20 protein-coding genes are annotated in these 22,050 nt (G+C 69.2%); 16 read left to right on the top strand and 4 right to left on the bottom strand.

All coding sequences use genetic code 11. The features are described from left to right. The first annotated feature begins 40 nt into the window (after window positions 1–40). Both ABGB11_RS16700 and ABGB11_RS16695 read left to right on the top strand, forming a co-directional pair. Complete coding sequence (locus ABGB11_RS16700) at window positions 41–1,774, top strand: sigma-70 family RNA polymerase sigma factor (RefSeq protein WP_347633610.1); 1,734 nt, start codon at window positions 41–43, stop codon at window positions 1,772–1,774. A 202-nt stretch (window positions 1,775–1,976) separates the two neighbouring features. After that, window positions 1,977–3,161, top strand: coding sequence for an NlpC/P60 family protein (locus tag ABGB11_RS16695; protein WP_347633608.1), 1,185 nt, complete (start codon window positions 1,977–1,979; stop codon window positions 3,159–3,161). Window positions 3,162–3,352: 191 nt separating this feature from the next. Here the strand turns inward: ABGB11_RS16695 and ABGB11_RS16690 are convergent, their stop codons facing one another. Then, window positions 3,353–3,844, bottom strand: coding sequence for an inorganic diphosphatase (locus ABGB11_RS16690; protein ID WP_347633606.1), 492 nt, complete (start codon window positions 3,842–3,844; stop codon window positions 3,353–3,355). A 356-nt stretch (window positions 3,845–4,200) separates the two neighbouring features. Here ABGB11_RS16690 and dacB point away from each other — a divergent pair, with 356 nt between their 5' ends. The 11 genes from dacB to ABGB11_RS16635 all read left to right on the top strand — a co-directional run bounded on the left by dacB (window position 4,201) and on the right by ABGB11_RS16635 (window position 14,668). Continuing rightward, on the top strand, window positions 4,201–5,382 hold the full coding sequence (gene dacB, locus ABGB11_RS16685) for a D-alanyl-D-alanine carboxypeptidase/D-alanyl-D-alanine-endopeptidase (protein WP_347633604.1): 1,182 nt from the start codon (window positions 4,201–4,203) through the stop codon (window positions 5,380–5,382). Between the two features lie 241 nt (window positions 5,383–5,623). Beyond that, window positions 5,624–6,736 carry a zinc-dependent metalloprotease gene (locus ABGB11_RS16680; protein WP_347633704.1) on the top strand — a complete coding sequence of 371 codons (1,113 nt, stop codon included), beginning with the start codon at window positions 5,624–5,626 and terminating at the stop codon, window positions 6,734–6,736. A 98-nt stretch (window positions 6,737–6,834) separates the two neighbouring features. After that, window positions 6,835–7,833: a tRNA lysidine(34) synthetase TilS gene (gene tilS, locus ABGB11_RS16675; protein WP_347633702.1), complete on the top strand. Its 999-nt coding sequence runs from the start codon at window positions 6,835–6,837 to the stop codon at window positions 7,831–7,833. Window positions 7,834–7,959: 126 nt separating this feature from the next. Next, complete coding sequence (hpt, locus tag ABGB11_RS16670) at window positions 7,960–8,523, top strand: hypoxanthine phosphoribosyltransferase (RefSeq protein WP_347633602.1); 564 nt, start codon at window positions 7,960–7,962, stop codon at window positions 8,521–8,523. Between the two features lie 395 nt (window positions 8,524–8,918). Next, on the top strand, window positions 8,919–10,925 hold the full coding sequence (gene ftsH, locus ABGB11_RS16665; RefSeq protein WP_347633600.1) for an ATP-dependent zinc metalloprotease FtsH: 2,007 nt from the start codon (window positions 8,919–8,921) through the stop codon (window positions 10,923–10,925). 32 nt (window positions 10,926–10,957) lie between these two features. Then, window positions 10,958–11,566 carry a GTP cyclohydrolase I FolE gene (gene folE / locus ABGB11_RS16660; protein ID WP_347633700.1) on the top strand — a complete coding sequence of 203 codons (609 nt, stop codon included), beginning with the start codon at window positions 10,958–10,960 and terminating at the stop codon, window positions 11,564–11,566. Between the two features lie 322 nt (window positions 11,567–11,888). Beyond that, window positions 11,889–12,785, top strand: coding sequence for a dihydropteroate synthase (folP, locus tag ABGB11_RS16655; protein ID WP_347633598.1), 897 nt, complete (start codon window positions 11,889–11,891; stop codon window positions 12,783–12,785). Next, the gene (locus ABGB11_RS16650; protein ID WP_347633596.1) at window positions 12,782–13,219 is read left to right on the top strand and encodes a nuclear transport factor 2 family protein; all 438 of its coding nucleotides are present in this window, start codon (window positions 12,782–12,784) and stop codon (window positions 13,217–13,219) included. The genes folP and ABGB11_RS16650 overlap by 4 nt, the downstream gene beginning before the upstream one ends. Then, window positions 13,216–13,581, top strand: coding sequence for a dihydroneopterin aldolase (gene folB / locus ABGB11_RS16645; RefSeq protein WP_347633594.1), 366 nt, complete (start codon window positions 13,216–13,218; stop codon window positions 13,579–13,581). The genes ABGB11_RS16650 and folB overlap by 4 nt, the downstream gene beginning before the upstream one ends. Further along, window positions 13,578–14,165 carry a 2-amino-4-hydroxy-6-hydroxymethyldihydropteridine diphosphokinase gene (gene folK / locus ABGB11_RS16640; RefSeq protein WP_347633592.1) on the top strand — a complete coding sequence of 196 codons (588 nt, stop codon included), beginning with the start codon at window positions 13,578–13,580 and terminating at the stop codon, window positions 14,163–14,165. Before folB ends, folK begins: the two co-directional genes overlap by 4 nt. Continuing rightward, window positions 14,162–14,668: a DUF3180 domain-containing protein gene (locus ABGB11_RS16635; protein WP_347633590.1), complete on the top strand. Its 507-nt coding sequence runs from the start codon at window positions 14,162–14,164 to the stop codon at window positions 14,666–14,668. Before folK ends, ABGB11_RS16635 begins: the two co-directional genes overlap by 4 nt. Here ABGB11_RS16635 and ABGB11_RS16630 read toward each other — a convergent pair. The 3 genes from ABGB11_RS16630 to ABGB11_RS16620 form a co-directional block, all read right to left on the bottom strand. Further along, on the bottom strand, window positions 14,665–15,696 hold the full coding sequence (locus ABGB11_RS16630; RefSeq protein WP_347633589.1) for a hypothetical protein: 1,032 nt from the start codon (window positions 15,694–15,696) through the stop codon (window positions 14,665–14,667). The genes ABGB11_RS16635 and ABGB11_RS16630 overlap by 4 nt on opposite strands. Before the next feature lie 8 nt (window positions 15,697–15,704). Beyond that, window positions 15,705–15,962, bottom strand: a complete 258-nt coding sequence (locus ABGB11_RS16625; RefSeq protein ID WP_347633588.1) for a hypothetical protein — start codon at window positions 15,960–15,962, stop codon at window positions 15,705–15,707. Window positions 15,963–16,114: 152 nt separating this feature from the next. Continuing rightward, the gene (locus tag ABGB11_RS16620) at window positions 16,115–17,263 is read right to left on the bottom strand and encodes an NADH-quinone oxidoreductase subunit D (RefSeq protein WP_347633587.1); all 1,149 of its coding nucleotides are present in this window, start codon (window positions 17,261–17,263) and stop codon (window positions 16,115–16,117) included. 238 nt (window positions 17,264–17,501) lie between these two features. Between ABGB11_RS16620 and ABGB11_RS16615 the strand changes: the two genes are divergently transcribed. From ABGB11_RS16615 to ABGB11_RS16605, 3 genes are all read left to right on the top strand, one after another. Next, window positions 17,502–18,002, top strand: coding sequence for a PH domain-containing protein (locus ABGB11_RS16615; protein ID WP_347633585.1), 501 nt, complete (start codon window positions 17,502–17,504; stop codon window positions 18,000–18,002). Window positions 18,003–18,397: 395 nt separating this feature from the next. Beyond that, window positions 18,398–19,531: a PH domain-containing protein gene (locus tag ABGB11_RS16610; RefSeq protein WP_347633583.1), complete on the top strand. Its 1,134-nt coding sequence runs from the start codon at window positions 18,398–18,400 to the stop codon at window positions 19,529–19,531. Window positions 19,532–20,559: 1,028 nt separating this feature from the next. After that, window positions 20,560–21,873 carry an SGNH/GDSL hydrolase family protein gene (locus ABGB11_RS16605; protein ID WP_347633581.1) on the top strand — a complete coding sequence of 438 codons (1,314 nt, stop codon included), beginning with the start codon at window positions 20,560–20,562 and terminating at the stop codon, window positions 21,871–21,873. Window positions 21,874–22,050: the final 177 nt, after the last annotated feature.

Below are 22,050 nucleotides of genomic sequence, written 5' to 3'. Positions count from 1 at the left end.
TATGCCTGTAAAGAGCGCTCTCAGCCTTTACCTTTTTGGCATGGACGACCATCTCCTGGTCGAGGCGCTACGCGAGCGCGCACCCGCCGCCACGGCCGCGATGTACGACGCCCACGCCGACAGGCTCTACGCGTACTGCTGGTTCCAGTTGCGGTGCAGGGAAGCGGCCCGGGTGGCCTTACGCGACACCTTCGTGGTGGCCGAGGCTCACATCGGCAAGTTGCGCGATGCCGACCGGTTCGGGCCGTGGCTCTACTCCATCGCAAGGCTGGAGTGCGCCAGGCGACTGCCGCAGAGCCACCAGACGCCGGACGTGCCGGTCGCCAGTCACGACCAGGAGGACGTCGACCAGCGCATCACGGCGTGGCAGGCGGTACTCGCCCTCAAGTCGGTCTCGCGGGAGATCCTGGAGTTACGTGTCCGGCATCGACTGTCGGTGCCCGACCTCGCGGCCGTGCTCGGGATGTCCGGGAAGGGTGCGCAGGCGGCGCTCGACCGCGCGCATGACGAACTCCACGAGGCGTTGACGGCGGAGATACTCGCGCAGACGGGGCCGTACGGCTGCGCGGAGCGCGCTCGGCTCTTACGGCAGCGGCGAGGCGATCTCACGCCCGACATCAGCCGGCGGTTAGTGGAGCATGCGGAAGACTGTTCCGCCTGTGCGGCGTTCAGGCCCCGTGCAGTATCGGCCGCCAAGGTGTACGGACTGCTGCCGCAGGCGAAGCCGGCGCCGGAACTGCGCCTTCGGGTGATGAGCTGTTTCATGGACCCCGAGCTGGTCGGCTACAGGCTCTTCGTCGCCACCCGGGTCACGAAGTTCACGTCCGACGGGTTCCCAGTCCAGTCCGTGGGGTCGGGAGGGGTGGTCCGTACGTCGCGTCTCGGCGGACGCGGGTGGTACGCCCGCTTCCGCAGGACGTCCAGCGACGGAACGGCGGCTAACCTCCGCGGGCAAGCCGTTCGTGCTGCTGCGGTGCTCGCGGTGGTGGCACTGCTGTCCGGCGGTGGGGTCGCGTCCATGTACGGGCTCATCGGCCCAGGTAACAAGGACGCGGGCACGAGCGCGGGCCCGCATCCGACCGTTGTGCCTGGTGTCTCGCGGGCACCACTGCCGCAGGATCCGGACGAACGTCCTGACGGGGCCGGTCCTATCGGCGTTGCCCCCGTGTCGGCCACCTTTCCTTTAGGCGCCCGTGCTTCTTCCGCTCCGCCGACCGCCTTCCCAGTACCGTCGTCGGCACTGGTCTCCTCATATGAGGCGTCAGGGCCGGGGGCGACCGGTGCATTGGTGGTCTCCCCGCTCTACCTGGACCTGGCAGGAAGCTCCGACGGCGCGGTAGAGCTACGAGCGGAAGGCGGTCCGGTCGCCTGGAAGGCGGCGAGCCGCGGCTCCCTGACGGCAAGCCCGTCGTCCGGTCGTCTTGAGGCCGGGCAGAGCGTTGTCGTTCAGGTGCATGTGTTGCGACGGGACGATTCGCAGGGGGAGGGAGTCATCACCTTCACCCCAGGCAATTGCCAGGTCCACGTCACCTGGCGTCCCGATGCTCCCGACCCGGATCCGACTCCCTCTCCCACGCCCACTGGTTCAGACCCGCCATCGTCGTCCACGCCGCCCGAAACGCAACGGGCGGGCGGCCCCGCGCCCACGACTCCTGCGCCGGCCCCCTCCGGTCCGCCTCCCACAGAGGCAGAGCCGACTCCTTCGCCCACGACCCCGTCCACACCGGAGCCCTCTGCGGGCAACGACACCGCGAGCCCCACCCCGAGTGGCTGACGAGGAGTGGCGTACGTACTTACCCTTGCCCGAGTCAACTACTCTTCGTAGGTGATCGTTTGCGCTAAGCAGTGCATGCCTGGGGGAGGACGTGCTCATGGCACCTGGCGCACCAGAGACACGTCGCCGTCGTGTGAACCCGTCCCCTGCGCAATGTACGGCGCTTCGGCTGGTCGCCTTCGGTTCCGGCCTGGCGCTCGGGATGAACCTGCTCCTTCCTGCGGCGTCCGCCCGTCCCCTGGCGGAGCCCCGCCCCAGCGCGAACGATGTCGAACGGAGTGAACACCAGGTCAGGGAGCGCGCAGCCGAGGTCGGACGGACGAAGGCCAAGCTCGCCCAAGCGGACGGCGAACTCGACAGGCTCGCGATCGCCGCGGCGTCCGCAGTAGAGCGCTACAACGGTGAGCAGCTGAAACTACGGCGTGCACAGCGGGCGTACACCGACACCCAGGGACGGCTCTCAGAGGCGAACAGGCGGGTCGAGATATCCAGGGCCGAACTGGCGTCGTTCGCCGCGCAGGTCTACCGGGACAACACCGGTTACGACCCGATGTCCTCTGCGGTCGCCGGCGAAGGCGGCCCACAAGGCTTCATGGACCGTGCAGGCATGGTCAAGATGCTCGCCGAACGTCGAGCCGCCATGGTGCGCAGGGTCGAAGCGGCCAAGACGGTAGCGGACGTGTTCCGCCACCAAGCGAAGATGACCCTGGACGAACAGAGCGCTGCGGCAAGCCGCGCCGATGCGGCCAAACGGACTGCACGGGAGGCGGTCGAGACCCAGCAGGCATCCGTCCAGCGTCTCGAGGCCGAAAAGCGGCGCCTGGAGCGTCGTCTTGGTAAAGCCGAAGCGCATGCCGCGAGGGTCAAGCGCGCGCGGGAGCGTGCCTCGCAGAAGGCAACAGAGCAGAAGGTCCGCTCCGACTTCGCCAGTTCGGGCGCAAGTTCCGGACATCCTGGAGCGGCCCTCACCACGTCGGCGGCGCGCGGGGGCATAGCGGTCCGAGCCGCGCTCAAGTGGCTCGGCACGCAGTACTCCTGGGGCGGGGGTGACGAGTCCGGTCCCACCTACGGTGTGGAGCAGGGCGCGGAGATCAAGGGGTTCGACTGCTCAGGCCTGGCCATGTACGCGTGGAGCAAGGCCGGCGTACAGCTCGACCACTGGACCGGTACTCAATGGACGTCTGGGCCCCACATTCCCGTGAGCGAACTACGTCCTGGCGACCTCGTCTTCTTCGCGACCGACAAGTCCGACCCCGACACCATCCACCACGTCGGCATCTACGTCAGCGATGGCCGGATGGTCGAGGCGCCCTATACCGGGGCACGGGTTCGCATCGCGAGCATCCACCGGGGAGACCTGATAGGCGCGACCCGTCCGGCCGGGTGACGCCGTACGTGGTCGCTGACCCGCGCGCACCGTTCCCCGGAAAGCCGGAACCCTTCCGTACGGCGTCCTGTACGGAAGGGTTCCTCGCGAGGCGTGTCGCGTGGGCGGCGGGGAGCGGATCGGCGCCGTCCGCGACTCCCTGGCCCGGCACCGGCACGGCCCAGCCGGTGGTCAGCGGGACCGGGCGGCGCTCAGTGGCCGCCCTGGTCCGCAGCGCGCTTGAACGACCGCTCGATCTCCTGCTCGGCCTCCTTGCGCCCCACCCAGCTGGCGCCCTCCACGGACTTGCCGGGCTCCAGGTCCTTGTAGACCTCGAAGAAGTGCTGGATCTCCAGACGGTCGAACTCGGCGACGTGGTGGATGTCGCGCAGGTGCTCCATCCGGGGGTCGGTGGCGGGGACGCACAGGACCTTGTCGTCACCACCGGCCTCGTCGGTCATCCGGAACATGCCCACCGTGCGGCAGCGGATCAGGCAGCCGGGGAAGGTCGGCTCCTGCAGCAGGACCAGCGCGTCCAGGGGGTCACCGTCCTCACCGAGGGTGTTCTCGATGAACCCGTAGTCGGCCGGGTACTGCGTGGAGGTGAACAGCATGCGGTCGAGCCGGATGCGACCGGTCTCGTGGTCCACCTCATACTTGTTCCGCTGGCCCTTCGGGATCTCAATGGTGACGTCGAAATCCAAGATGTCCTCCGCTCCCTGCGCGCTCGCAGTGAATAGTCTTTCGGGAACCTGTGGGCGAGGCCGGCCCCGCAGGCGAATGTTCCCCTGTATAAGGATGTCGCACGTTGGTGAGTGCTGAGTGGGAGAGGGGCGGTCACGTGCCTGGACGGGGCCGAACCCTCGCGGTTCTGTCGCTCTCTCTCCTTAACGTTTTCGCTGTCGGTGCCGGCCTTGCAGTGGTGAAACTCACACCCGACCGGCATCTGTCTCCGCAACCGCCGAGCGTGGCCGCGCGTGACCTCGTGCAGGTTCCGGGCTCACCGGCCTCGATTCCCCCCGCCGGCCCGGGCTCGGGCCGTCCGCCCAACGCGTCCGCCTTGGCTGGACGGCTCACGTCCCTGGTCGGCGGCCCGAAGGCGAAAATCAACGCGGTGGTCATCGACGCGGAGACCCGCAGGACCTTGTACGAGCTGCGCGCCGACCGGCCCGCCACCCCGGCTTCCACGACGAAGCTGGTGACATCGGTGGCGGCGCTCGCCTCGCTGGGGCCCACGCACCGGATCACCACGCAGGTCGTGCAGAGCACGAGCGGCAGAATCGTTCTGGTCGGAGGCGGGGATCCTACCTTGACGGCTCTCCCGCCGCGTCCGGACTCGGGCCATCCGCCCTATGCCTCGCTCTCGGAACTGGCCCGCCAGGCGGCCGCGGCGCTGAAGTCGTCCGGTGTGGGCCAGGTCCGCGTCGACTACGACGTCTCGGCGTATCAGGGCCCCCGTACCGCCGCGGGGTGGAAGCCCAACTATCTGCCGGACGGTGAGGTGGCGCCTGTCACCGCCCTCACGGTCGACGAAGGACGCGTCGCGCCGTCCGATCCGTCCAAGAAGACGAGGGTCTCCGATCCAGGGGCCTCTGCCGTGAACCAGTTCGCCCGTCTGGTGTCCAGGTACGGGGTGAGCGCCAAGGTCGGGCGAAGGACGGTCGCGCCGAAGGAGGCGGTTCCGCTCGGTGCCGTCCAGTCGCCGCCGATGTCGGCTCTGGTGGAGCATCTGCTGACCGACAGTGACAACGATGTGGCGGAGGCCGTGGCCCGGCAGGTCGCCATCAAGCTGGGGCGTCCGGCGACGTTCGCGGACGCTGCTCAGGCCGTCCAGCAGGTTCTGGCGAAGCTGGGTGTGGCGGAGGGCGTCTCGGTGAACGACGGCAGTGGGTTGTCGCCTCGCAACCGGATCTCGCCCATCGCGCTGGCGCGGATCGTCTCGCTCGCTGCCGGGGAGGACCATCCGGAGCTGCGCCCTGCCATAACCGGGCTGCCGGTCGCCGGGTTCTCGGGGACGTTGAGCCCGCCGCGCTACACCGTCGCCACCAGTCAGGCGGGTGCGGGGATGGTGCGGGCGAAGACCGGCACCCTCGCGGGGGTCAGCACGCTGGCGGGGCTCGCCTACGACGCTGACGGCCGGCTGCTCGCTTTCGCGTTCATGGCCGGGGACGGGAAGGGGCCGGTCGATCCGGGGAAGCTGGACCAGCTCGCGGCGGCGGTCGCGGCCTGCGGGTGCGGCTGATTCCCCTCTGGTTGTCCACAGGTTCCTGTTGCCCTGCGCTTGGGTGGCGGGTGGGGCAAGGGTGGGGGAGTACGGTCCGCCCCCGGGTGGGAGGGGCGTGCTTTTTCAGGACATGCGGGTCTGGGTGCGCGTGTGGGGTCCGTTGAACGGGAGATAACCAGAACGGTTGTTCGTTGAACGACCGTGCACAGGCGCTCCGGCGCCGCGTCCGAAACGTACGGTGGAGTACATGAGCGCCTCAATGATCGACTGGAACGTGGCGGTTCAGGCCGGAACCCGGCTCGTCAGGCCGGGCCCGCAGGTCACCCATGACGAGGCCCGTGAGGTCGTGAAGGAGCTGCGCGAACTTTCGAAGATCGCCCACGGGCACGTGCGGGACTTCACCGGCATGGCGTCCGAACTCGACCCTGACCCCGCGACGATCGTCGACCGGCCCGGCTGGATCCGCGCGAACGTGGACGGTTTCCGGGTCGTCCTCGAACCGCTGATGGAGCAGATGTCCGAACGGCGTGGCCCGGGCCCCCTCGGCGGGGCGGGCAACGTCGTCGTCCAGGCCGTCGGCTCCCGCGTGACCGGCATGCAGGTGGGCGCGATCCTCGCGTACATGGCCAGCCGTGTCCTGGGGCAGTACGAGCTGTTCCTGCCGCCGGACCCGTCCGGACGCGCGCCGACAGGACGGCTGACCCTGGTCGCACCCAACATCGTCCACGTCGAGCAGGAGCTCGGTGTGGAAGCGCGTGACTTCCGTCTCTGGGTCTGCCTCCACGAGGAGACGCACCGCGCCCAGTTCACCGGGGTTTCGTGGCTGCGCGAGTACGTGCAGGACCAGATGACCAAGTTCCTCCTGGCGTCCGACCTCGACCCGGGCGTGATGCTGGACCGCATCAGGGACGCGGCCGAAGCCGTGGCCGACGCCGTGCGCGGTGTTGGTGACGCCAACCTCATCGACGCGATCCAGAGCCCGGAGCAGCGGGAGATCCTCGACCGCCTCACCGCCGTGATGACGCTCGTCGAGGGGCACGGCGACTACGTGATGGACGCGGTCGGCCCGGAGGTCGTGCCGTCCGTCCAGCAGATCAGGTCCCGTTTCCAGGGGCGCCGCGCGGGCGGCTCCAAGCTCGACCGGACGATCCGGCGCCTGCTCGGCATCGACCTGAAGATGAAGCAGTACGCGGAGGGCTCGCGGTTCGTCCGGCGGGTCGTCACCGAGATCGGCATGAGCGGCTTCAACCAGGTCTGGCAGTCACCGGAGACGCTGCCCACGCACGCCGAGATCAAGGAGCCGGCCCTGTGGATGGACCGGGTCGTCGGTCCTCGCGCCATCGACGCCCCGCCTGAGGCCAACGAGGCCTGAGCCCGCCGACGCTCGGGCCCGCCGACGCATGGGTCCGGTGACGCCTGAGCCCGATGGCTGGGCGCTCGGTCGTCGCAGGGTGGTGGTACACGTTTCCCATGGGCCCTGATCCTGCGGTGGCGGCGGTGCGTCTCGCCGTGCGGCATGTGCTCTCCGACCTGCCGCAGGGTGCGATGGTCCTCGCCGCGTGCAGTGGAGGCGCCGACTCCCTCGCGCTCGCCGCGGCGCTCGCCTTCGAGGCGCCCAGGGCGGGACGCCCGGCCGGCGGCGTCACGATCGACCACGGCCTCCAGGAAGGCTCAGCGGAGCGTGCGGACGCCGTGGTCCGGACCATGGTCGACCTCGGCCTGGACCCGTCCGGCTCCGTCGCGGTCACCGTCGAGGGGCCTGGCGGCCCGGAGAACGCGGCGCGCGTCGCCCGGTACGCCGCGCTCGACGATGCGGCCGACCGGTGGGGGGCGTCAGCCGTCCTCCTCGGGCATACGCGAGACGACCAGGCCGAGACCGTCCTGCTGGGGCTGGCGCGTGGGTCCGGTGCCCGGTCGCTGTCCGGGATGCCTCCCACGTTCAGGCGATCCCAGGGCGTCCTTTACGCGAGGCCTCTGCTCGAACTTGATCGAGCTACCACGCGTCGTGCTTGTGAGGCGATGGGGCTTGAACCCTGGGATGACCCCCACAACGTCGATCCCGCCTATGCGCGCGTGCGCGTCCGGCACGAGGCCCTGCCCGCCCTGGAGAAGGCCTTGGGGCCCGGTGTGGCGGAAGCACTGGCGCGGACGGCCGGGATGCTGCGCGACGATGCCGATGCCCTGGACGAACTTGCCTCCCGCGCATTCAGCGACCTGGAAACGACGGAAGACGGGTACAGCGTCGCCGTGGCACTGGAAGGGCTCGAGGGGCTCCCGAGGGCCGTCCGTACGCGGGTCCTCCGGATGGCGGCGGTCAAGGCCGGAAGCCCACCGGGTACGCTCGCGGCGGTCCATGTCGATGCCATGGATCGGCTGGTCACGGCCTGGCGCGGGCAGCGGCACGTTGATCTGCCGGGGCGGCTCCGAGCCGTCAGGCGGTATGGAAAGCTGCTATTCGTCCCGGTTTGACGTCGCGGCGTGTGCCGATCGTCACATGCCGCGCCCGCCGCGCGTTCCTACCGGGCGCGCGCGTGCGGAGTCCGTCCTACGTCCGTCCTATCGGACGGGCGCGGTCTGAGTGATGAGGGTGGGGTTGTGGACGAGAAGGACCTGGGCAAAGACCTGGCGAAGGTGCTGATCCGCGAGGACGACCTGCAGGCCAAGGTGCGCGAGCTCGCCGCGGAGATCGACGCGGACTACGAGGGCAAGGATCTGCTGCTCGTCGGCGTTCTCAAGGGCGCCGTCATGATCATGGCGGATCTGGCGCGGGCGCTGCACTCGCCCGCGTCGATGGACTGGATGGCCGTGTCGTCGTACGGGTCGGGCACGAAGTCGTCGGGCGTCGTGCGCATCCTCAAGGACCTCGACACCGACATCCTCGACCGGCACGTCCTGATCGTGGAGGACATCGTCGACTCCGGGCTGACCCTGTCGTGGCTGGTGAGCAACCTGCGGTCGCGTGGCCCGGCCTCCCTGGAGATCTGCGCGCTGCTCCGCAAGCCGGAAGCGGTCAAGACCGACGTCGACGTCAAGTACATCGGGTTCGACATCCCTAACGAGTTCGTCATCGGCTACGGGCTCGACTATGCGGAGAAGTATCGGAACCTGCCGTTCGTGGGGACGCTGGCCCCGCACGTCTACGGCGGCGACGGGGCCTGAGGTCTCCGTACCGGCCCCTCCGGGCCCGGCGGGCGGCGGCCGCCGCACAGGCGCCCCCAAGGCCCTGAGAAGGGCCCCAGGGGCCCGCACGGACCGCCCAGGGAACAAGGGACCGTGACGAATCGTTGCAAGGGTCGTTGACGGGTATATGGAAGGGGAGCAGGGGAACGGCGTCGGCTGCGTCTCCTGCGCCCTGCGGTGTACCGTCGGTGTCCCGGACCCTGGGTTCGGGAGGCGATTATGAGGGAAGCCGCCACGACGGGCCCGGAGCCCAGGCGACGGGTCCTTCGTTGGACGGATTGTTGGTCGCAGTGGCGTTCGTCCCCCCGGGACGGGCGGGGATCGCACACAGACGTTGGTCAGGAGGGACGGGCCCCGAAGGGGTAACCGGATAAATGGACGTGAAGCGCTATTTTCGCGGGCCGCTGCTGTGGATCCTGCTGTTCGGCCTCTTGGTCGCCCTCGTCATGTGGGGCGTCAACCCCGGCCGTTCGTTCGAGAAGGTGGACACCTCCAAGGTCGTCTCGGAGATCAACGCGGGCCAGGTGAAGTCCGCCAAGATCGTCGACAAGGACCAGCGGATCGAGCTGACCCTCAACAACGGCAAGCAGCAGCAGGCCTCGTGGGTCGACGGCCAGGGACTCCAGTTGCAGCAGCAGCTGCAGAAGCAGGCCGACGCGGGCAAGCTGCCCGGCGGCTACAACGTCGACGTGCCGAAGCAGAGCGTCTTCATGAGCCTGCTGTTCAGCCTGCTGCCCATCGTGGTCATCGTGTTGATCTTCCTGTTCATCATGAACCAGATGCAGGGCGGCGGCTCGCGGGTGATGAACTTCGGCAAGTCCAAGGCCAAGCTCATCACCAAGGACACCCCGAAGACCACCTTCGCCGACGTTGCCGGGGCCGACGAGGCCCTGGAGGAGCTTGAGGAGATCAAGGACTTCCTGCAGAACCCGGCGAAGTTCCAGTCGATCGGCGCGAAGATCCCCAAGGGCGTGCTGCTCTACGGACCGCCCGGTACCGGTAAGACGCTGCTCGCGCGCGCCGTCGCCGGCGAGGCGGGGGTGCCGTTCTACTCGATCTCCGGTTCGGACTTCGTCGAGATGTTCGTCGGTGTGGGCGCGTCCCGCGTCCGCGACCTGTTCGAGCAGGCCAAGACCAACGCGCCGTCGATCATCTTCATCGACGAGATCGACGCCGTCGGCCGGCACCGCGGCGCGGGCCTCGGCGGCGGCCACGACGAGCGCGAGCAGACCCTGAACCAGCTGCTCGTCGAGATGGACGGCTTCGACGTCAAGGGCGGCGTGATCCTGATCGCCGCGACGAACCGCCCGGACATCCTCGACCCGGCGCTGCTGCGTCCCGGCCGGTTCGACCGGCAGGTGACCGTCGACCGCCCGGACCTGGAGGGCCGCAAGGGCATCCTGCGGGTGCACGGCCGCGGCAAGCCGTTCGCGCAGGACGTCGACCTCGACGTGATCGCGCGCCGCACCCCGGGCTTCACCGGCGCCGACCTGGCCAACGTGATCAACGAGGCGGCGCTGCTCACCGCGCGGTTCGACCGCAAGCTGATCGACATGGACACCCTGGAGGAGTCCATCGACCGCGTCATGGCCGGGCCGGAGCGCAAGACCCGGGTGATGTCGGAGAAGGAAAAGAAGATCATCGCCTACCACGAGGGCGGGCACGCGCTGGTGGCGCACGCGCTGCCGAACTCCGACCCCGTGCACAAGGTGACGATCCTGCCGCGCGGGCGGGCCCTGGGTTACACCATGACCCTGCCGATGGAGGACAAGTTCCTCACCACGCGCTCGGAGATGACCGACCAGCTGGCGATGCTGCTGGGCGGCCGCACCGCCGAGGAACTGGTGTTCCACGAGCCGACCACGGGCGCGGCCAACGACATCGAGAAGGCCAGCTCCATCGCCCGCAACATGGTCACCGAGTACGGCATGAGCGAGCGTCTGGGCGCCCGCAAGTTCGGCACCGGTCAGGGTGAGGTCTTCCTGGGCCGCGACATGGGCCACGAGCGGGACTACTCGGAGGACATCGCGTCAGCCATCGACGACGAGGTCCGCCGCTACATCGAGGCCGCGCACGACACGGCGTGGGAGATCCTCGTGGAGTACCGGGACGTCCTGGACGAGCTCGTCGTCAACCTGATGGAGAAGGAGACCCTGTCGAAGGACCAGGTGCTGGAGATCTTCGCGCCGATCCAGAAGCGGCCGCACCAGAACTCCTACACCGGCTACGGCAAGCGTCTCCCGTCCGACCGCCCGCCGGTGCTGTCGCCCAAGGAGCTCGCTCTGCTCGGTCCCCAGGACGTGACCGACCTGACCAAGAACAACGGGCAGGGCGGCGGCGTCACCTCTGAGGCGACCGATCCGGCCCAGGGCGAAAGCTGACGGCCTTGGCGATCCCGTACGACGAGGCGCCGATCGAGATCGACCCGCCGGGCGAGACCGTACACGGCGGGCATTTCGACCACGCACGCATCGAGAAGGCCGTCCGGGAGATCCTGATCGGCATCGGGGAGGACCCCGACCGGGACGGGCTCCGTGACACGCCGGCCAGGGTGGCGCGGGCCTACGCGGAGCAGTTCGCGGGCCTGCGCCAGACGCCGGAGGACGCGCTCACCACGGTGTTCGACGCCGACCACGAAGAGATGGTCCTGGTGAAGGACATCGAGGTGTACTCGGTCTGCGAGCACCACCTGGTCCCCTTCCACGGGGTGGCGCACGTCGGCTACACGCCCAACAAGAAGGGCCAGATCACCGGTCTGTCCAAGCTGGCGCGGCTGGTGGACGTGTACGCGCGCAGGCCGCAGGTGCAGGAGCGGCTCACCAGCCAGGTCGCGGACGCGCTGATGACCGTCCTGGAGCCGCGCGGCGCGATCGTGGTGATCGAGGCCGAGCACCTGTGCATGACCATGCGCGGGGTGCGCAAGCCGGGCGCGAAGACCGTGACGTCGGCGGTGCGCGGCGACTTCCGCGATCATGCCGAGACGCGGTCCGAGGCGATGAGCCTCATTCTCGGCCGCTCTTGACCGCCCGGCCCTCTCCCGGGCCGCCTGACCGCCTGAACGGGCCTCAGCGTCACGCTGAGGCCCGTTCTGCTGGTTCCGGCGCCGCTGCGACGGGCGTCTCGGGGCTTCCGCCGGCATCTCGGGGACATTCGTCTGGGGTTTTGGGCTTCCGGTGGGGGCGTCTCGGGGGCTTCGGCCGCCGTCGCCTGGTCTCGTGGCCGGCGCCTCAGGGCCCGTGGCCAGGGCCCGTGGCCAGGGCCTGCGGCCGGGGTCCTGGTGGCGGTGCCGGGGCGGCTGAGGCGTCGCTCCGGCGGGTTGTGCGCAAGGCATAGGGTTGGTTGACATGACCAGTGCCGCTGTTCCGGGGCTGCCCGCGCCAGGGCGCTGCCTCGTCATGGGCGTGGTCAACGTGACCCCCGACTCGTTCTCGGACGGCGGGGCCTGGTTCGACCCGGAGAAGGCGGTCCAGCACGGGCTCGACCTCGTCGCGGAGGGCGCCGACATCGTGGACGTGGGCGGCGAGTCCACGCGTCCCGGTGCGCAGCGCGTGTCCCAGGACGAGGAACTGCGCCGCGTCATCCCCGTCATCGAAGCACTTACGGCACAGAACGTTCCGGTCAGCGTCGACACGATGCGCGCCGACGTGGCGGAGGCCGCCGTGGGTGTGGGCGCCCGGCTGGTGAACGACGTCAGCGGCGGCCTTGCCGATCCGGACATGCCGCGTGTGGTGGCCGCGGCAGGAGTCCCGTACGTGGTGATGCATTGGCGCGGTCACAGCCACGACATGCAGACCCGCGCCATCTACGACGACGTCGTCCGAGAAGTGCGCGACGAGCTTCTGCACAGGGTCGATGCAGTACTGGGAGAGGGTGTCGATCCGTCGATGATCGTGCTCGACCCTGGGCTGGGCTTCGCGAAGAACCCGGAGACGGGGCACAACTGGTCTCTTCTGGCCCATCTGGACGCTTTCACCGGCCTCGGCTATCCCGTGCTGGTGGGGGCTTCCCGGAAGGGGTTCCTGACCAGGCTCCTCGCCGACCCGGACGGGACGCGGCGTCCCTTCACCGACTGCGACGACGCGACCGTGGCCATCACCTCGCTGGTCGCGTGCGCCGGCGCCTGGTGCGTGAGGGTGCACAGGGTCCGGCCGAACGCGGACGCGGTGCGCGTGGCGGCCGCCATGCGGGCGGCGCGTCCGAGCAAAGACGACACTTCCGACGATGGGGAGCCTCGCCGATGAGCCGTGCCGTGAACCGCGCCGACGTGGACGAGGTCCACGCCGAGTTCTATGCCGCGTTCGAGGCCGGTGACTTCGACCGGATGTCCGCCGTGTGGGCGGACGGCCAGTACGCCGAGGCGGTCTCCTGCGTCCATCCCGGTTGGACGATGCTCCGGGGACGCGAGTCGGTACTGCGGTCCTGGGCGCTCATCATGGCGAACACGAGCTACATCCAGTTCGTGCTGACCGACGTGGAGACCGACGTGTTCGGCGACCACGCGGTGGTGACGTGCAAGGAGAACATCCTCACCGCGGACGAGGACACGGAGACCGGATTTCTCGCAGGGGGAAGCATCGTCGCGACGAACGTGTTCGTACGGGCGGGCGGTGAGTGGCGGCTTCTGCTGCACCATGGTTCTCCCGTTCTCAACGTCGTGGATGCGGAGGAAGAATGACTCTCGACCGCATCGAGCTGCGCGGGCTCCGGGCCAGGGGGCGGCACGGCTGCCTGCCCGCCGAGCGTGAGCTGGGCCAGGAGTTCCTCGTGGACGCGGTCCTGGGGCTCGACACGCGCCCCGCAGCGGAGGGTGATGACCTCTCGCGTACCGTCGACTACGGAACGCTCGCAGGCCGGCTGGTCGCCGTCGTGGAGGGGGAGCCCGTCAACCTCCTCGAAACACTGGCGGACCGGTTGGCGACAATATGTCTGGAAGAGAAGACGGTCTCCGAAGTGGAGATCACCGTCCACAAGCCGAGCGCCCCGGTCCCGCACCCCTTCACGGACGTCGCCGTGAAGATCAAGAGGAGTCGCCCATGACAGCGTCCGACCGCATGCCCGATCGCACCGCCACCGGCGGCCACATGCTGGTCCAGCATCGAGTCGTGTTCTCGATCGGCAGCAACCTCGGGGACCGGCTGGACAACATCCAGGAGGCGGTCGACGCGCTGTTCGACGCACCCGGGCTGCATTTCGTGGCGTTCTCGCCGGTGTACGAGACCGCGCCCTACGCGCCGGCGGGGGAGAGCATCCCCGAGCAGGGCGACTTCCTCAACATCGTGCTGGTCGCCGACACGCGCCTGCCTCCGGAGAACCTGCTCGAACGCGTCCTCAACATCGAGAACTCGATGCGCCGGGAGCGGGTGGTCCGCTGGGGCCCGCGCACCCTCGACATCGACATCGTGGTGTTCGGGGACATCGCGTCCGACGACCCCGATCTGACGCTCCCCCACCCGCGCGCGCACGAGCGCGCCTTCGTGCTCGTCCCGTGGGCCGACATCGAGCCGGACGTGCTGCTGCCCGGCCATGGCCGGGTCGGTGACCTGGCGCAGGCGAAGAAGTCCGAGGGAGGCTCGTCGGCCGTCCGCCGGCGCGACGACCTGGCTTTGCAGCAGCCTGCATGAAACCGTCCCGCCCGCTGTTCCTCATCGCCCTCGTGGTCGTCGTCGCGGTGATCACGTGGGCGGTGCTGCGTTCCGCCTACGTCTCGTTGCCGCCGCTGCCGTGGACGGCGGTACCGACGCTGCTCCTGCTCGCGCTCGGCGAGAGCGTCAGCGGGCTGAACGTGCTGCGCCGCATCCGCCGCAGGCCCGGCAAGGGGCGCGTGCCGGACAGCCGCAAGCCCGCGCCGAAGCCGCTGGACCCGATGGCGGTCGCGCGCCTGGCCGCGCTGGGGAAGGCCAGCGCGCACTCCGCCGCGGTCATCGCGGGCGTGTTCGGCGGGTTCGCCGCGAGCCTGGTGTCGTCCCTGGAGAAGGCGACCCCGCGCCACGACTTCTACGTGAGCGGCGGCACGTTCCTCGCGGCGGTCGTGCTCGTGGCGGCCGCGTTCTTCCTGGAATACGCGTGCCGGGTGCCGAAGGACCCGGGCGAGGAGGAGCGCGACCGCCGCGCGTCCCGTGCCTAGGGCTTCAGCAGGTACGGGACGCTTGAGGTGAGGAAGCGCCGCGGGAACTCGTCCCTCAGCCGCCACAGTCCGGCGTCGACGACGAAGTGGGCCATGACCGCGCCGAGATAGGCGCCGTAGAGGGCCCGCTCCCAGATGTGCGGCGAACCGTGCAGATGGGATGCCTGATCGAGCGCGATACCGCCGGCCAGGGCGATGACGGCCATGATGCAGAGCCCGGTCATGCCCGAGCGTCCGCGCCTGGGTGCGCCGGATACGAGCCCGACGATGAGCAGGTACTGGTAGCCGTGCGCGATGGTGAGGCCGGCGACCGCGGCGTACGGGGATGTGAAGAGGAAGACCGGCAAGAAGAACAGCAGCGAGATCAGGTAGATGGCCATGAACGCCGGTGGACGCTGTTCCCGCCGTGCCAACGCATAGACGCCGAGGGCCACCCCACTGGCGAACACAGCGAAAGCCACCGGAAACAGTGATCGGACCGGCGGATCCACGCCGAGCTGAAGCAGCTCCGGGTGGACGAGCAGTCCCGCTATCCCGCCCGCACCGGCGAGCATGATGGCGCGTCGCTCCACTGGCTTCACGGACCCGGCGCGCTGGGCCACCCCCGCCAACGCCGCCATCCCGAGGTTCTGCTTCTGGAAGTGGAAGAACTGCCAGCCCAGGAATGCGAGAAGCGCCCACTGCAGCTGCTCGTACGGGACGAGTGCCGCGGCGAGCGCCGTCCCCAGGATCAGCGCGACGGGAGCGACCACGTAGCGCCCGCGGTGTGCAGCCGCGTGTGCGCGTATCTCCGGGAGGGTGAAGAACCAGCCGGTCGCGGCGACGTGCACCGACGAGCCGAGGAACAGCAGGGCTCCCAGCGCTCTGCCGGGTGAATCAGAACCGTCGGGCGCCAGTGCGATGGCGCCCGCGAACGCGCCGGCCGACAGCAGGGCCGTCCCGAGAAGCCAGGTGCGGCGCAGGGTCCGGAACGTCCCGGCTAGGGCCTCGCCGACGGGCGGCGCGCTCGCGTTGCTCGGTGCTGCCACGGTGCGGACTAGCCTCCGCCGCAGACCGCGGCGGCACCGGTCGGGGCCGCGATCAGCAGGAACAGGCCGCCGAGCACGATGAGGCCCGTGAGCACGGCGAGCGGGACGATGACAGGCGCGCGGAAGAACTTGCGGGTCTGCCTGGGCGGTCCTGCGGACGCCTGCATCCGCCCCCAGTCGGTCCACTGCTGGTCGGCTGCCGCCCACTGCGGTGGGGGAGGGAATGCGGGCACGGTGTTAGGCGGATTTTCGAGCATCTGCGTCATCGGCGACTCCTCACGTCATGGCTTCTGACGCGAGCGGACCGTGACCGGTTCAGCCTCCCGTACGGAACATCGCGCGCCCGGTCACTCGATCCCCGGTCACTTGTCGCCGGTCACTTGTCGCCGGTCACTTGTCGCCGGTCACTTGTCGCCGGTCACTTGTCGATGTCGCCGACGACGAAGAACATCGATCCGAGGATGGCGATCATGTCGGCCACCAGGGTTCCGGGCAGCAGCTCGGTCAGGACCTGGATGTTGTTGAACGACGCGGACCGCAGCTTCATCCGCCAGGGCGTCTTCTCGCCGTGCGACACCAGGTAGTAGCCGTTCAGGCCCAGCGGGTTCTCAGTCCAGGCGTAGGTGTGCCCCTCCGGGACCTTCAGGACCTTGGGCAACCGCTGGTTGATCGGGCCTGGCGGCAGTTCCGCGAGACGGTCCAGGCAGGCGTCGGCGAGGTCGAGGGACGCGTGCACCTGGTCGAGCAGGCACTCGAAACGAGCGAGGCAGTCACCCTCGGACCGGGTGACCACACGGACGTCCAGGTCCCCGTAGGCGAGATAGGGCTCGTCCCGGCGCAGGTCGAAGTCGACGCCGGAAGCGCGTGCGATGGGTCCGGACACCCCGTACTGCAGGATCTGCTCCTGCGTGAGGACGCCGACGTTCCTCGTCCTGGCGCGGAAGATCTCGTTGCCCATGATGAGGTCGTCGATCTCACCCATGCGGGAACGGACCTCGGAAACCGCCGTCCGCGCGCGCGCCGTCCAACCGGCGGGGAGCTCGTCCTTCAGCCCTCCGACCCGGTTGAACATGTAGTGCATGCGTCCGCCGGAGATCTCCTCCATGACCCGCTGCAGGGCCTCACGCTCACGGAACGCGTAGAAGATCGGCGTGATCGCGCCCACTTCGAGCGGATACGAGCCGAGGAACATCAGATGGTTGAGGATCCGGTTGAGCTCCGCCAGGAGCGTCCTCACCCATACGGCGCGGACAGGGACCTCCATGCCCAGCATGCGTTCGACGGCCAGGACGACGCCGAGTTCACTGGAGAACGCCGACAGCCAGTCGTGCCGGTTCGCCAGGACGATGATCTGCCGGAAGTCGCGTACCTCGAACAGCTTCTCCGCGCCCCGGTGCATGTACCCGACGATGGGTTCCGCCGCCGAGATGCGTTCGCCGTCCAAGGTCAGCTTCAGCCGGAGCACACCGTGCGTGGACGGATGCTGGGGGCCGATGTTCAGGGTCATGTCCTCGGTGGCGAGCTCCTTGGCGCCCGCACCGATCCCGACGATCCGTTCGGTGGTCATGGTCGCGTCTCCGCAGCTCCGATCACCGCTTCATGGTCCCATGGCGAGCGGTGCTCGTTATCCGGTTGACTAGGGGGCAATGAACGCGAGCCACAGCGAACCGCCATACGAGCCCGCCGCGCACCCTGGACATCAGGGCGCGGCGTACCCGCCCGCGCCGCCCGGCCCGGGATCCGGCGGTCAGCCGCCTGGTCAGGGTCAGGTACCGGCACAATACCCGGCGCAGCAGGCACCGCCCATGTACCAGGCGGACCAGGCGTTCGCACCCGGAGCCGGCCTGCACTGGTCGCCGATCTCCAAGCGCCACGCGTTCCACAGGCTGCTCATGGCCGTCCTGTGGGCGATCCCGATAGGCGGTGTGGGCGGATTCATCGTGTGGCGGAACGGAGGCGTCGTTCCCGCCGCGATGTGGGTCGCCGCCGTCGTCCTGGGGGCCGCGCTGACCTGGCTGGTCGCGGAGCTGGACCGCCGGGCGTACGGGTATGTCGAACGCGCCGACGACCTCATCGTGACCCACGGGGTGTTCGTCAAGCGGCTCATCGTGGTCCCGTACGGGCGGATGCAGTTCGTCGACGTCACCGCAGGGCTTCTCGAACGCTGGATGGGGATCGCCACCGTCCGGATGCACACCGCGGCCGCCGCGACGGACGCGACCATCCCGGGACTGCCCACGGCCGATGCCGCCCAGCTGCGCGACCGTCTCGCGCAGAAGGGCGAAGAGCGGAGCATGGGCCTATGAGCGGCCCCTACGGCCCTTACGGTCCGCCGAGGCCTCCTGGGCCCCCAGGGCCTCCCGGCCCGCCTGGCCCGCCTGGCCCGTCTGGCCCGTACGGCCCTCAAGGACGTCCGGGCCCCTACGGCCCGCCTCGCCCTCCGTACGGGCCGCCTGGGCCGTACGGTCCGCCTCGTCCTCCCTACGGGTACGGCCCCCCGCAGGCGCAGCGCCCGCCGATCAGGTTCTCCGAGGGGACGCACAGGCTCCACTGGGCGACGGCCCCGCTGCGCGCTTTCATCTTCCTCATCATCTACTTCGTCCTTCTGGGCTTTCCCCTGCTGCTGACCCAGACGAACAGTGGCGTAACCCTGGCGCTCACGCCGGAGGTCCTGTTCCGGTTCATCATCGTGACCGTCCCTATGGGTTTGGTCGCGGTGGTGACGGGGCTCTGGACGTGGCTGTCGGTGCGTTTCCACGTCGACAACGACGACCTCGTCGTCGAAACCGGCATTCTGCGGAAAAACAAGCGCCGCATCCCCCTCTCGCGCATCCAGGCCATCGACCTGGTTCGCCCTCTGGTGACGCGAGTGTTCGCTCTGGCAGAAGTGCGAGTGGAACTGGCCGGAGGTGAGAAGAGCGAAATCGCACTCCGCTACCTGGGACGGCACTCGGCACAACAGTTGCGAGCCGAACTTCTCGCGCGCGCTGCGGGCCTGCCGGGTCACACACCAGAGGCGCCCGAACGGCACCTGTGGCGCGTCCCGTTCGGTTCGCTGCTCGGGTCGCTGGTCGTGCGGCTCCCTGTACTCGGGACGGTGCTGCTCTTCATCGCGTCCCTCATCTTCTTCGTCCTGTACGCCGAGGGCGGGATCCTGGCCGTCACCATCCCCGTGCTGCTCGGCCTCATCCGGGCCGTCGCCGCGCCTCTGGTGATGTACGCCAACTTCACGGTCGCCATGTCGCCGGACGGAATCCGCCTGCGCTACGGGCTGCTGGAGACCCGGATGCAGACGCTCCCGCCGGGCCGCGTGCAGGCCGTGAGCATCGTCGAACCGGCGATCTGGCGCAGCCTCGGCTGGGCCCGCGTCGACGTCACCGTCGCCGGTTACGCGGGCGAACGCCAGGCCCTGTCGTCGACCCTGCTGCCCGTCGCACCTCGACACGTCGCAATGCACCTCGTCTCCCAGGTCTTCCCGGGGACGGACGTCGACGCCGTGCCCCTCGTCCCCGCGTCCTCCAAGGCCGTGGCCATCGACCGGGCGGACGGCGCCGGCACCGACGACGTGGTCTTCGTGTCCCGGCACGGATGGCCGTGCCGCCGCACGGACGTGATCGCCCACGCGCGCGCGCAGAGCGTCCGCCTGACGGCGAACGTCTTCCAGCGCCTGCTCGGCCTGGCCACCGTCCACGTTGACGCGCCCCCCGGCCCGGTCCAGGTCGCCGCGGCGGACCGCGATCTGGGCGAGGCACGCGCGATCGTCGACTCCACCGCCGGCCGAGCCACCGCTGCCCGCCGCGGTGGCGGCGGAGACCCCACCCACTGGGCCCGCTGACGCCGTCGGAAAGGCCGTCGCGGCCGGGGCGCGTTCGGTGACCAGCCCGACGCTGCCGCTCAGGAGGCCATGGCCTACGTCCAGCGCACCCTGCGCAAGAGCTTCAGGGCGGCTGATCCAACCCAGCCTGGCCTGGACTGACAGACGGGACCGCACGGCGCCTGTTCCAGGAGGGTGAGGCGCTCGCCAATGCCTCGGTGACCTCCGAAGACATCAACCGGGAAGCTACTTGCGGGCCAGACGCCGAGAACACGGTGCGATGCGCTGCCTCTCCTCCCGGACGCCGGCGTGATCAACCACTCGCGGCCGTTTTCCACAGAATCACGTTCTAGTTCCATGCCCGTCCCGCCTGAACGACGATGAAATCCGTCGGTCCGCCCGAGGGGGCGGGCGGGCTGACGCCTCGCCGGACCACGCGCCTCCGCGATGCTCGGCCGTTGATCAACGATCGTCGCAAAAGTTTCGAGAATGCTGGGGCAGAGACATGGCCGCTGTTGGTCTGTGGTCAACGGTTGTCGTCGAATTTGGGGATGCGCTGGGTTGTTGGAGCAGCGCCCTCTCGATGTTTGTTCGCCACCGGTATTCGGCAGGACGGCGAAGTTCTCGACGGCGAGCTCCGGACGGCGGGTCTCGCACCTGACTGCTTTCCAGGCAGGTCACCGCACTCGCCCCTGGCCTGCTGGGCGGGGGCGATGGCGTGTGCGTCGCGCGTGGGGTTGAGGGATGGCTTGAAGGGCGAGGTGCTTGGCGCGAAATCGCGCTGAGGGGGCTCGTCTTCATTGGTGGTGTCAACGGCCCTCTTCGGGCGGCGTCAGTGATAGGAGCGTGTTCTTGACGGGGTGATCAGGTCGGCGTACGTTCGACAAAGACTCGAAAAGCTTCGAAACAATTCGACGATTCGGGGTGATCGGAGGCCTGTGGTGAGACGTTTCCGGTATGTCCGCGTCCGGCGCCCGGTCGTGCGGGCAGGTGCGTTCTTGCGGTGTCTGAACGCGCTGTCTCCGATCGGTTGGGCGACGGCGGCCGTGATGCTCACGGCGGCGCTCGTGGCGGCCTCGCTCGTGGTTCCCGTTACTGGTGCGGACGGCGCGCCTCGCGCTGCGGGCGGGCCGGCCGCCCCGAAGATCAGCGGGCACTGGGTGGACAGCTGGGTATCGATGCCACAGCTGACGGAGCCCGGCAACATGCCGCCGCCCCCGTTCACCCAGGACGACAAGGTCTTCGAGGACGCGACCTTGCGGCAGACCATCCGCGTCTCGCTTGGTGGCCGGAATGTGCGCTTGCGGTTCTCCAACGCGTTCGGCGGTGCGGCGCTCCCGATCTCCAAGGTGTCGGTCGCGCTCCCGGACGGCGGGAAGGCGGGCGTCAGCGCGATCGAACCGGGGTCGTCCCGGCCCGTGACCTTTCATGGCCGGTCCGCACTGACCATCCCCGTCGGCGCCCAGATGGTGTCCGACCCGCTGACCTTCCCGGTGGCGCCTCGGTCGATCCTCACGGTGACCGTCTACCTGGCGGACGGCCAGGCCTCCACCGACATCACGTCCCATCCCGGCTCCAGGACCACGTCGTACATGCTGGCCGGGGACCACACCGCGGACACCGACATGCCAGGCGCGACGTCCACCGACCACTGGTACTTCCTCAGCGGCCTCGAAGTATGGGCTAAGCCCTCCGCGGCGGCCGTGGCGGTCCTCGGGGACTCCCTCACCGACGGACGGGGTTCCACGACGAACATGAATGACCGCTGGCCGGACCAAGTCCTCGACCGTCTTCAGTCCCACCCGTCCACCAGCGGGATCGCCATCGTCAACCAGGCGGCGGGCGGCAACCGCGTCCTCAATGACGGGCTCGGTCCCAACGCTCTCGCCCGCCTGGACCGCGACGTGCTGGCCCAGAGCGGAGTCGAATGGCTGGTCGTGTTCGAGGGGGTGAACGACATCGGCACCGCCCAGGCCACACCGGCAGCTCAGAAGCAGGTGGCCGACGACCTCATCATGGCTTACGACCAGATCATCGTCCGTGCACACGCGCAGGGCATCCGTGTCCATGGGGCGACGCTCACACCGTTCGGGGGCAATACCGGTTATGACGACCCCGACGGCTACCGCGAGAAGGCCCGCCAAACGGTCAACGCGTGGATCCGCACCAGTCGCCGCTTCGATGCCGTGATCGACTTCGATCGCGCGACCCGCGATCCTTCAGACCCGAGGAGGCTGCTGCCGTCCTACGACGTCGGCGATCATCTGCACCTGAACCCGGCAGGCTACAAGGCCATTGCTGACGCTGTTCCAGCCTCTCTCTTCCGGCAGAGGCCGCTGTCACCAACCTTCGGCTTCAACTGACCGCACCGCGAGCCCACGCATGAGCCCACCCGCCTGGGCCCCGCCGAGTCGACCCCGTCCACGCCCCGGTCAGGCCCGTTCAGGCCCGACGACGTCAGGAGGACGCGAACGCACGAGGGCCGCGGTCGTGGGGAGGTCAGGAATCCCGGGCCGTGGGTCAGCACGAACGCGCCGGTC

Origin of the sequence: Actinomadura sp. B10D3, assembly GCF_039871695.1 — a bacterium.
In the GTDB taxonomy this organism is placed as follows: Bacteria; Actinomycetota; Actinomycetes; order Streptosporangiales; family Streptosporangiaceae; genus Spirillospora; species Spirillospora madurae.
The sequence above is the reverse complement of the archived record's forward strand: the minus strand, read 5'-3'. Positions and strand labels throughout refer to the sequence as shown.